This is a genomic window from Streptomyces ossamyceticus, assembly GCF_001418475.1.
Classification (GTDB): domain Bacteria; phylum Actinomycetota; class Actinomycetes; order Streptomycetales; family Streptomycetaceae; genus Streptomyces; species Streptomyces ossamyceticus.
Window position 1 is genome coordinate 26,530 of the sequence record NZ_LIQX01000086.1, and the last position, 9,472, is coordinate 36,001.

Here is a 9,472-nt window from a genome sequence, read left to right on the forward strand (position 1 = left end):
GCAGTCGAAACCGCCTGACTCCACGCCTCGCGAGGGGCGCGCCGGTGGAGCGGGAGATCGATCGGTGGCCGACGAGCCCCCGGGCGCGGCCGTATCGGGCCGCGCCCGGGGGCCCACGAGCTGGGGTCTACGACCCAGGCCTGGCCGCCTGCGCCGCTTGAGTCACCGGTGGAACCCCTGGCGGGCGGTCTCCTCCCGGGACGCGAGCGCGCGGGACTGGGAGGTCCGCGCCAGCTTCGGACCCAGCCAGCGTTTGAGACGGCGCAGCGCCTCCAGCCGGCCGGCGGCGCGGTCGAGACGGTAGTAGAGCTGCGGCGGTACGTACGGCAGCAGCGGGGAGTGCCGCTGGCCGAGCAGGGCGAACATCTGCTCCGGGGGGAGGTGGATGTAGCGCGGCAGGTTCTCGTACCACTGGGCGCTGTAGCGGGCCGCGCTCTGGAGCCGGAGCAGGTCGGCCTTGCGTCGGCGCTCGTACGCGGCGAGCGCGGCCTCCTTGTCCGACAGCGTCCCGAGCTCCCCCGCCAGGCAGATGGCGTCCTCCAGGGCGAGAGTGGTGCCGGCGCCGATGGAGTAGTGGGTGGTGTGCGCGGCGTCGCCGAGCAGGACGATGTCGCCGTGGCGCCAGGTGCGGTTGGTCAGGGTGCGGAAGGTGAGCCACTGGGCGGCGCCGTCGCCCTTCTCCCGGCCGATCAGCGGATGTCCGTCGAGGATGTCGGCGAAGATCTTCTCCAGCCGGGCCAGGCCGTCCGCCTCTCCCCTGGCGTCCATGCCGAGACCGGCGAGCGTCCGAGGGGAGCACTCGATGACGCAGGTGCTCTGCTCGTCGCTGAACGGGTAGCCGTAGGCCCAGATCCAGCCGTGGTCGGTCTCCTGGAACGAGAACGTGAACGAGTCGAACACCTTGGAGGTGCCGAGCCAGATGTAGGCGTTGCGGCCGAGGGCGATGTCGCTGCCGAACCGGTCGGCGTACCGTTCGCGCACCGCGCTGTTGACGCCGTCGCCCGCCACCACGAGGTCGGCGTCGGGCAGGTCGTCGGCGGTGACCTCGTGCTCGTACTCCACGCGCACTCCCAGGGACCGGGCGCGTTCGGCGAGCAGTTCGAGCAGTCGGTGCCGGCCGATGCCGAAGCCCTCGTCGCCGGGCTGGACCGTCGTGCGGTCGCGGACGTGGGCCACCCCACTGGTCCAGCTGACGGAGTTCTCGCTGATCGCGAGGGCCGTCTCGGGGTCTCCTTCGCGGAGCTTGTCCAGTAGCTCGGACCAGTAGGTCACGCCCCAGCCGTAGGTGGATCCGGCGGGGTTCCGTTCATGGACGGTGATGTCGTGGGACGGATCCTGACGCTTCATCAGGATCGAGAAGTACAGGCCTGCGGGTCCGCCGCCGACGCATGCGATCTTCACGCACACTCCCATTTCGCCACGCAAAGCGATCAATTGACCACGAAGGGTAACAGCGCGAGGACCGTCCGGGTTCGCGCCACTTTGCGCGCGTGACCCCGGCCACGGCGATCACACCATCGCCGCAAGATCATCGGCGGCGAACGCCCCCTCGGGCGGAATATCTCCCTCCGCACGCGTTCGAGAGCCCTTCACGGCAAGATCATCTTCGTTCAAGCTTGTACGACATGTGCTTAATTGTCCGGATCGCAGCCAACCGACTTTCTGTGATTTCTCCGGTGATCCACTCGGTCGATAGGCATGACGGGTCAACCCGATCCCCCTCCCAGGAGGTTCCGCATGCCTGAAATCACCCGTCGCCATGTCCTCGGGGCCGGAGCCGGAGCCGCCGTCGCGGCGGCCGTGACGGCCAGCGTCTGCGCCCCGGCCGCGGTCGCCGACGACCACGACCACCACGGCGGGCCCGATGCGTTCGACGAGGTCTACCGGGGGCGCCGGATACAGGGCAGGGCGACCGCGGGCGGCGGCCACCACCACGGCGCCGGCTACGCCGTGTACGTCGACGGGGCCGAGCTGCACGTGATGCGGAACGCCGACGGCAGCTGGATCAGCGTCGTCAGCCACTACTCCCCCGTGCCGACCCCGCGCGCCGCCGCGCGCGCCGCGGTCGACGAACTCCAGGGCGCCCGTCTCGTCCCCTTCAACTGACCGCACCCGCACCACCACGAGCACCACCAGCACCACGAGGAGCCGCGCACCCATGACCATACGCAAGAACCAGGCCGCCCTGACCGCCGACGAGAAGCGACGCCTCGTCGCCGCGCTGATCGAGCTGAAGCGCTCCGGCCGCTACGACGCCTTCGTCACGACGCACAACGCGTTCATCCTCGGCGACACCGACAACGGCGAGCGGACGGGCCACCGTTCACCGTCCTTCCTGCCCTGGCACCGCAGATTCCTGCTGGAGTTCGAGCAGGCCCTGCAGTCCGTGGACCCCACGGTCGCCCTGCCCTACTGGGACTGGACGACGGACCGCACACCGCGTGCGTCGCTCTGGGCCCCGGACTTCCTCGGCGGCACCGGCCGCAGCCGTGACGGACAGGTGACGGACGGGCCGTTCGCCGCGTCCACCGGGAACTGGCCGATCAATGTGCGCATCGACGGGCGCACCTTTCTGCGCCGCGCCCTCGGAAGCGCGGTGCGGCAGCTGCCGACGCGGGCCGAGGTGGAGTCCGTCCTCGCGATGCCGACGTACGACATGGCGCCCTGGAACAGCGCGTCGGACGGGTTCCGCAACCATCTGGAGGGCTGGCGGGGCGTCAACCTCCACAACCGCGTGCACGTGTGGGTGGGCGGCCAGATGGGCACCGGGGTCTCCCCCAACGACCCGGTCTTCTGGATGCACCACGCCTACATCGACAAGCTGTGGGCCGAGTGGCAGCGCCGCCACCCGGGCTCGACGTACCTGCCGGCGGCCGGCACCCCGAACGTGGTGGATCTCGACGAGACCATGAAGCCGTGGAACGACACGACCCCGGCCGCGCTGCTCGACCACACCCCGCACTACACGTTCGACACGGCCGGCTAACCGGCGTCGGTCCGCTCCGCCGTACGGCACTCCGGGTGGCCCCAGCCCTGGTCGTTCTTGGCGATGGACTCGCCCGCGGCGTAGGAGCGGCCGCACATGCAGCGGCCGGGAAACTTCGCCTTGATCGTGCGGGACGAGGACGCCCCGGCCCTGCCGCCGGCCTTGCCGGGCCTCTTCTTCGCCGGGGCCCGGCGGGAGGGGACCGTGTCGGGTGCGGCCGGGGGCTCCGGGGAGCCCAGTGCGCTGCCCGCGGGCTCCTGGACGGTGGCCGCCTGGCTCGCCGCGCGGTCGGCGAAGTCGTTGAGGCGGTCGCCGTCGACCTGGTGGGCGGGGACGTAGCGGAACTCGACCGTGCGGCCGGCGAGCAGCTCGTCGATGCGGACGACCAGCTCCTGGTTGGCGACCGGCTTGCCGGCGGCGGTCCGCCAGCCGTTGCGCTTCCAGCCGGGCAGCCAGGTGGTGACCGCCTTCATCGCGTACTGGGAGTCCATCCGGATCTCGATCGCGACCTCCGGGTCGGTGGCGGCCAACAGCCGCTCCAGCGCCGTCAGTTCGGCGATGTTGTTGGTGGCCCTGCCAAGCGGGCCGGCCTCCCAGCGGGAGGGGATCTCGTCGTCCTCGGCCACCACCCAGGCCCAGCCCGCTGGTCCGGGGTTTCCCTTGGACGCTCCGTCACAGGCGGCCACAACACGTTCCGGCATGGCGTCGATCATGCCATGCGCGGGGGTGCGGTCCCGTCCACGGGCCCCGCTCCCCCGCCCCTGCCGTGCGGGCGGCTCAGTCCACGGCGCTCAGCTTCGGCATCTCGCCCTGGGTGTGGGTGACGTCGATCACCGAGAAAGAGGCGCCCTGCGGGTCGCTGAGCGCCGCGAAGCGGCCGAAGGGGGTGTCCATCGGGCCGAAGCGGAGGACGCCGCCCAGCTTGGTGGCCTTGGCGACCGCGTCGTCGCAGTCGGCGACGGTGAAGTAGACGTTGATGTACGAGGGGACCTCGGGCGGGAAGTCGTCGGTCATCTTCATCCGGCCGATCAGCGGCTCCTCCCCCAGGTCGAAGACCCGGAAGTCCATGCCGGGTTCGTCGGGGGCCTCCATCTGCCGGGCCCGGTAGCCGAAGACGGCCGGGAAGAAGGCGTCGGACTTCTCCACGTCGCGGGTGAAGATCTCAGCCCAGGCGTAGGCGCCGGGCACGCCCATCGCCTCGAAGCCCTCGTGGAGACCCGCCTGCCAGACGCCGAAGACCACACCTTCCGGGGAGCGGGCGAGGAGCATGGAGCCGAAGTCGCCGACCTGCATCGGGTCCATCAGCAGTTCGCCGCCGTGTTCACGGATCCTGGCGCCGGTGGCGTGCACGTCGGAGGAGGCGAAGTACAGGCACCAGGCGGACTGCCCCTCCTGTCCGGGCATCGGCGGGACGACCGCGGCCACCGCCTTGCCGCCCGCGTACGCCTGCGTGTAGTTGCCGTACTCGGAGGACGACTCGCCGAACGTCCAGCCCAGTACGTCGCCGTAGAAGCGCTTGGCCCCCTCGATGTCGCCGAACATCGCGTCGGCCCAGCAGGGGACTCCCTCGGGACGTGCGGCCATGGCTGCCACTCTCCTCGGTTCGACCGGTGGTTTGCGCGGGTCTCACGCTAGCCAGGGGCCGCTCATGCCGCGCGCCGAAGAGGACAGACCGCATGAAATCGCTCGGCAGGAGAGCGAGAGCAGCGGGGCGGAACCACGGCCGTGGGTCTTCTGATAATTTCGGCGACGCTCGCACTCCTGTTCACTCGACTCATCAGGTGCGCCCCATGTCCGGCCGACCGTTCCGACGTACGGCGATGCCGTGCGCCCGCGACCGGTGGGCGTACGCCGTGGTCGTCGTCTCGCTGGCGCTGGCCGCCTTCGTGCTGTCCTGTGTGGGGTCACCTCCCGGTGAGGGGGCGCGCAGGGCCGGTCCCCCGTTCACGGGGCCGGTGTTCTCCGGCGCGGCGACGGCGGGAGTGTCCGTCGCGGCGGCGCGGACCGACCACGCCGAGCACGACCCGTGCGAAGAGGGCCCCGGACACGACTGCCACTCGTCCGACCCACGGGCCGTTCTCGGCCACGCGCCGCTGCCGGGCGCCGACCACAGCACCGTGCCGTGGCAGCCCGCCGCCGGGCCCGCCATGTCGGGGCTCGACCCGGCCCGTGACCCCGGCCGGGCCCGCCCGCCCGACCTCCACGTCCTGCAGTTGCTCCGGGTCTAGGCCGCCGGGCCCTACCCCAGACACCGAAGACGACTCGCAGCACCGCCTGCCCGGGGAGGGCACGGCGGGGAGAGGGACATCCCGTGGCTACATCCAAGGCGAAGGCCGGCAAGAACCCCAAGGGCAACAAGGAGACCGGGAAGACCAGGGAGGCGGCGCGCCGCGCCCGCGTCGAGGAGATACGCAAGGCCGAGCAGGCCCGTGAGCGGCGGATGCGTCTGCTCACGCTCGGCGTCACCACGGTGATCCTCGCCGGGCTCGTCGGCGGCGGCTGGTTCCTGATCGACGCCGCGCAGGACAAGGAAGAGGCGAAGGCCGCGCCGGTCGACGGCGTGCGGAGCTGGTCGAAGCTCACCCAGAACCACGTCAACGGGAGCGTGGACTACAAGATGAGCCCGCCGGTGGGCGGTGACCACAACCAGGTGTGGGTGAACTGCGACAAGCAGGTGTACACCAAGGCCGTACCGAACGAGAACGCGGTGCACGGGCTGGAGCACGGCGCGGTGTGGGTGACGTACAACGACAAGGCGGCGAAGGCGGACGTCGAGTCGCTGTCCGGCCTCGTGAAGAAGACGTCGTACACCTTCATGAGCCCGTACGAGGACCAGTCGTCGCCGATCGTGCTGAGCGCCTGGGAGCACCAGCTGAAGGTGGACAAGGCGTCCGACCCGCGGGTGCAGAAGTTCCTCGACAAGTACGTCCAGGGCGAGCAGACGCCGGAGCCGGGTGCCGCCTGCTCGGGCGGCATGACGCCGTAAGGTGAGCACGCGGGGGCGTCCGGCCGGGCCGGGCGCCCTCGTGGCCGATGAAGGGCTTCCCCCTGGTGCCGGGCTGTGCTTGCCTGGTGAGCCTTTTCGGTGGCCGGGGCGGGAGTCGCGCATGCGCAAGCCGTGGATGGCGGGAGTGGCGGGGGCGGTGCTGTCCGCACTGCTGCTCGGCGGGTGCGGGGATCCGCAGGGCCCACCGGACGAGGCGCCCTCGGCGCCCTCCGGCCCGGACGCGTCGCCGACCACACGGCAGCGGGCGGCCACCGCGTCCCCGGGCACACCCGCCGCGAAGCCCGCGCCCGAGGTGCTGTATCTCGGGGACTCGATCGCCACGGAGAACCAGAAGGTCCTCGGCGAGTTGCTGAAGGACGAACTGCACGCCCGGTACACGGCCGTCCCCTACTCCGGTACGACGCTGTGCGACTACCTGGAGGGCACCGCCGACCGGTCGCTCGTGCCGGCCGCCGACAAGGCGGCGGCGCTGGTGCGGCGGCTGCGCCCGGACTACGTCGTGCTGCAGTTCTGGGGCAACGCGTGGGACTACACACCCTGCATGGACGGCGTCACCTACGGCGAGGACCGCACCGCGTACCTCTCCCGGTACGCGGCCGCGGCCGAGCGTCTTACCGAGCAGATCGCGGGGGCGGGCGGTACGCGCCGACCGACCCTCGTGTGGGTGCTCCAGGGGCCGGACCCGATGACCCCGGACAGGGTCCGCCGGGTAAACGCGCTCTATCAGAAGCAGGCCGGGGCCTCCGGTGACCTCGTCGCCGACGCGGGCAAGGCCGTGAGCCCGGCGTCCGGGCGCTACACCTGGGCGCAGTACCTGCCGTGCACCGCGTACGAGCGCGCGCACGACGGCTACTGCACCCAGCCCGACCGGGGCCGCACGGCCGTCCACCACGACAAGGACCTGCTGCACTTCTGCCTGGCCCCGACGACATCGAAGCCGCGGCCGTGCCCGGTGCGCTCCCCCGGGGTCACACGGATGGCCCGCGAGATCACCCGGGCCATCGCCGAGGCCCGGTCCTAGCCCGGCCGCCGGGTCGGCCCTGATCCGGGCGGGGTCCGCAGCTCAGGCCTGCTGGGTGCTGCTCAGGCCTGCTGGGAGGCCGGCTCGGGGTCGGAGTGAGGGCACCCGGCGCCGGTCGCTACTCGCCCGCGTACGCCTTCTCCAGGGTGGCGATGTCCAGCTTGCCCATCGACATCATCGCCGCGTTCGCGCGGGACGCCCGCCGCGGGTCGGGGTCGCTGATCATCTCCATGAGCCGGGTCGGGATGACCTGCCAGGACACACCGAACCTGTCCTTGAGCCACCCGCAGGGACCCGCCTCGCCGCCGCCCTCGGTCAGCTTGCTCCAGTAGTGGTCGACCTCGTCCTGGTCCGCGCAGAAGATCTGGAAGGAGATGGCCTCGGTGAACTTGTACTGGGGGCCGCCGTTGAGCGCGAGGAACCGCTGGCCGTTGGCCACGAATTCGACGGCGAGGACGGCGCCGGCCGGGAGCGGCGCGCTCTCGGGGACGTGGGTGACCCGGCCCAGCCGGGAGTTCTTGAAGATCGAGACGTAGTGGGCGGCCGCTTCCTCGGCCTGGCCGTCGAACCACAGGCAGGTGGTGAAACCGTCGCTGGACATGTGTGCCTCCTCGGCGGGACGGGTCGTCATCCCTGTCGACCGATCCTGATGCGGAAACTCATCGGCGGCGCGGGCACGAATCGCGGGGCGCGCCTCGAAACCGGTGCGGCTCTGCTGTCGGCGAATCTGCCGCGGGCAGAGAAAGTCCAGGTGGGAGGCGGTCTCTGGGAAGACTGGCGGCAGGCGGCCACGGTGGCCGCGTCACTCACCTGGAGGATGCAGTATGGCTCCCCTGATCACCGGCTGGGCCCCGTCGCTCGCCCCGCGCGCGGAGGAGGGCGACACCCCGCCCTCCCGCTTCGACGACCATCTCGCCGCGCAACTGCTCGGGCAGCGGATCGTGTTCCTCGGCACCCAGGTCGACGAGGTCTCCGCCAACCGGGTCTGCGCGCAGTTGCTGCTGCTGTCGGCGGAGGACCCGCGCACCGACATCAGCCTGTACATCAACAGTCCCGGCGGTTCGGTGACGGCGGGGCTCGCCATCTACGACACGATGCGGCTGATCCCGAACGACGTGTCGACCCTCGTCATGGGCTTCGCGGCGAGCATGGGCCAGTTCCTGCTGACCGTGGGCACGCGCGGCAAGCGGTTCGCGCTGCCCAACGCGCGGATCATGATGCACCAGCCGTCGGCGGGCATCGGGGGCACCGCCGCCGACATCGAGATCCAGGCGGAGAACCTGGAGTTCACCAAGCGGGCCATCGAGCGGATCACCGCGGAGCACACGGGCCAGACCCCGGAGACGATCGCCAGGGACGGCGACCGGGACCGCTGGTTCACGGCAGAGCAGGCGAGGGACTACGGGATGGTCGACCGGGTCGTCGAATCGCTCGACGACGTCCGCCCGGCCTCGTCCCGGCGACGGATGGGACTGCAGTGATGGGGACGTACACGATTCCGAACGTGGTGGAGCGGACCCCTCAGGGCGAGCGGTCGTACGACGTGTACAGCCGGCTGCTGTCCGAGCGGATCATCTTCCTGGGCACGGAGATCGACGACGGGGTGGCGAACGTCGTCATCGCGCAGTTGCTGCATCTGGAGTCGTCGGCACCGGAGAGCGAGATCGCCGTCTACATCAACTCGCCCGGCGGATCGTTCACTTCGCTGATGGCGATCTACGACACGATGTCGTTCGTGCGGGCGCCGATCTCGACGGTCTGCGTGGGGCAGGCGGCGTCCACAGCGGCGGTGCTGCTCGCGGGCGGGGACCCGGGGCGGCGGTACGTGCTGGAGCACGCGCGCGTGCTGCTGGGGCAGCCGGCCAGCGGGGGCAGCCGCGGAACGGTGTCGGACCTCGCCCTCCAGGCCAAGGAGATGGCGCGGATCCGGGCCCAGGTCGAGGAGGTGCTGGCCCGCCACACCCACCATGACGTGGCGGACCTGCGGGCCGACATGGACCGCGACAAGGTGTTCACGGCGGCGGAGGCGGTGGCGTACGGGCTGGCCGACGAGGTGCTGCGTCGACGGGGGGTGTGAGGGGCGGCCGGACGAGCCCCCGTCGGCGTGGCTCCCCGCGCCCCCGAGGAGCGCGGGGAGCGCGGGGGCAGCGCTTCAGGCCACCAGGCAGAGGCCGTTGTGCGGGGAGCCGGTGGTCGTCGCGCGGCGCGTCGTGGACGTGGAGGTTCGGCGGGTCACCGACGTGGGTGTACGGCGCCTCAGGGACGTGGCCGTACGGCGCGTCAGTTCGTCCCCGGCCAGGGACAACAGGTCACCGAGGTTCAGGCCGAGGGCCTGGGCGGCGGCCGCGAGGACCTCGGAGGACGCCTCCTTGCGGCCGCGCTCCACCTCCGAGAGGTACGGCATGGAGATCCGTGCCGCGTCGGCCACGTCCTTCAGGGTGCGTTCCTGGGCCAGCCG

General features: G+C 71.3%; 12 protein-coding genes. 7 read left to right on the forward strand and 5 right to left on the reverse strand.

All coding sequences use genetic code 11. From position 1 onward, the window contains the following. Window positions 1-162: 162 nt before the first annotated feature. Window positions 163-1,401 (reverse strand): FAD-dependent monooxygenase, encoded by a 1,239-nt coding sequence (locus tag AOK15_RS08010; RefSeq protein WP_205632095.1) that lies wholly within the window; start codon window positions 1,399-1,401, stop codon window positions 163-165. 336 nt (window positions 1,402-1,737) lie between these two features. Between AOK15_RS08010 and melC1 the strand changes: the two genes are divergently transcribed. Beyond that, complete coding sequence (gene melC1 / locus AOK15_RS08015; protein ID WP_055514236.1) at window positions 1,738-2,106, forward strand: apotyrosinase chaperone MelC1; 369 nt, start codon at window positions 1,738-1,740, stop codon at window positions 2,104-2,106. A gap of 52 nt (window positions 2,107-2,158) precedes the next feature. Further along, window positions 2,159-2,986, forward strand: a complete 828-nt coding sequence (gene melC2, locus AOK15_RS08020; protein WP_055514238.1) for a tyrosinase MelC2 — start codon at window positions 2,159-2,161, stop codon at window positions 2,984-2,986. Here the strand turns inward: melC2 and AOK15_RS08025 are convergent. Continuing rightward, complete coding sequence (locus AOK15_RS08025) at window positions 2,983-3,699, reverse strand: ribonuclease H family protein (RefSeq protein WP_055514240.1); 717 nt, start codon at window positions 3,697-3,699, stop codon at window positions 2,983-2,985. The genes melC2 and AOK15_RS08025 overlap by 4 nt on opposite strands. Window positions 3,700-3,763: 64 nt before the next feature. Next, window positions 3,764-4,570: a VOC family protein gene (locus AOK15_RS08030; protein ID WP_055514245.1), complete on the reverse strand. Its 807-nt coding sequence runs from the start codon at window positions 4,568-4,570 to the stop codon at window positions 3,764-3,766. 206 nt (window positions 4,571-4,776) lie between these two features. On the opposite strand from AOK15_RS08030, the gene AOK15_RS08035 reads away from it, so the two are divergent. The 3 genes from AOK15_RS08035 to AOK15_RS08045 all read left to right on the forward strand — a co-directional run bounded on the left by AOK15_RS08035 (window position 4,777) and on the right by AOK15_RS08045 (window position 7,014). After that, window positions 4,777-5,214: a hypothetical protein gene (locus AOK15_RS08035; RefSeq protein ID WP_055514247.1), complete on the forward strand. Its 438-nt coding sequence runs from the start codon at window positions 4,777-4,779 to the stop codon at window positions 5,212-5,214. Between the two features lie 83 nt (window positions 5,215-5,297). Continuing rightward, a complete protein-coding gene (locus AOK15_RS08040; RefSeq protein ID WP_055514249.1) occupies window positions 5,298-5,972 on the forward strand; it encodes a DUF3105 domain-containing protein in 675 nt (224 codons plus the stop codon). Window positions 5,973-6,093: 121 nt separating this feature from the next. Then, the gene (locus AOK15_RS08045) at window positions 6,094-7,014 is read left to right on the forward strand and encodes an SGNH/GDSL hydrolase family protein (protein ID WP_055514251.1); all 921 of its coding nucleotides are present in this window, start codon (window positions 6,094-6,096) and stop codon (window positions 7,012-7,014) included. A gap of 118 nt (window positions 7,015-7,132) precedes the next feature. Here the strand turns inward: AOK15_RS08045 and AOK15_RS08050 are convergent, their stop codons facing one another. Continuing rightward, the gene (locus tag AOK15_RS08050) at window positions 7,133-7,615 is read right to left on the reverse strand and encodes a VOC family protein (protein ID WP_055514267.1); all 483 of its coding nucleotides are present in this window, start codon (window positions 7,613-7,615) and stop codon (window positions 7,133-7,135) included. Between the two features lie 223 nt (window positions 7,616-7,838). Between AOK15_RS08050 and AOK15_RS08055 the strand changes: the two genes are divergently transcribed. After that, on the forward strand, window positions 7,839-8,495 hold the full coding sequence (locus tag AOK15_RS08055) for an ATP-dependent Clp protease proteolytic subunit (RefSeq protein ID WP_055514253.1): 657 nt from the start codon (window positions 7,839-7,841) through the stop codon (window positions 8,493-8,495). After that, window positions 8,495-9,091, forward strand: a complete 597-nt coding sequence (locus AOK15_RS08060) for a ClpP family protease (RefSeq protein ID WP_055514255.1) — start codon at window positions 8,495-8,497, stop codon at window positions 9,089-9,091. The genes AOK15_RS08055 and AOK15_RS08060 overlap by 1 nt, the downstream gene beginning before the upstream one ends. 75 nt (window positions 9,092-9,166) lie before the next feature. On the opposite strand, the gene AOK15_RS08065 is transcribed toward AOK15_RS08060, so the two are convergent. After that, the coding region (locus AOK15_RS08065; RefSeq protein ID WP_055514257.1) for a helix-turn-helix domain-containing protein at window positions 9,167-9,472 on the reverse strand (306 nt) is incomplete at its 5' end.

What these genes read in the sequence shown, in the direction of transcription:
- melC1 (WP_055514236.1), top strand. Translation starts at nt 1,738, where the DNA reads ATGCCTGAAATCACCCGTCGCCATGTCCTCGGGGCCGGAGCCGGAGCC.
- melC2 (WP_055514238.1), top strand. Translation starts at nt 2,159, where the DNA reads ATGACCATACGCAAGAACCAGGCCGCCCTGACCGCCGACGAGAAGCGA.
- AOK15_RS08025 (WP_055514240.1), bottom strand. Translation starts at nt 3,699, where the DNA reads ATGATCGACGCCATGCCGGAACGTGTTGTGGCCGCCTGTGACGGAGCG.
- AOK15_RS08030 (WP_055514245.1), bottom strand. Translation starts at nt 4,570, where the DNA reads ATGGCCGCACGTCCCGAGGGAGTCCCCTGCTGGGCCGACGCGATGTTC.
- AOK15_RS08035 (WP_055514247.1), top strand. Translation starts at nt 4,777, where the DNA reads ATGTCCGGCCGACCGTTCCGACGTACGGCGATGCCGTGCGCCCGCGAC.
- AOK15_RS08045 (WP_055514251.1), top strand. Translation starts at nt 6,094, where the DNA reads ATGCGCAAGCCGTGGATGGCGGGAGTGGCGGGGGCGGTGCTGTCCGCA.
- AOK15_RS08050 (WP_055514267.1), bottom strand. Translation starts at nt 7,615, where the DNA reads ATGTCCAGCGACGGTTTCACCACCTGCCTGTGGTTCGACGGCCAGGCC.
- AOK15_RS08055 (WP_055514253.1), top strand. Translation starts at nt 7,839, where the DNA reads ATGGCTCCCCTGATCACCGGCTGGGCCCCGTCGCTCGCCCCGCGCGCG.
- AOK15_RS08060 (WP_055514255.1), top strand. Translation starts at nt 8,495, where the DNA reads ATGGGGACGTACACGATTCCGAACGTGGTGGAGCGGACCCCTCAGGGC.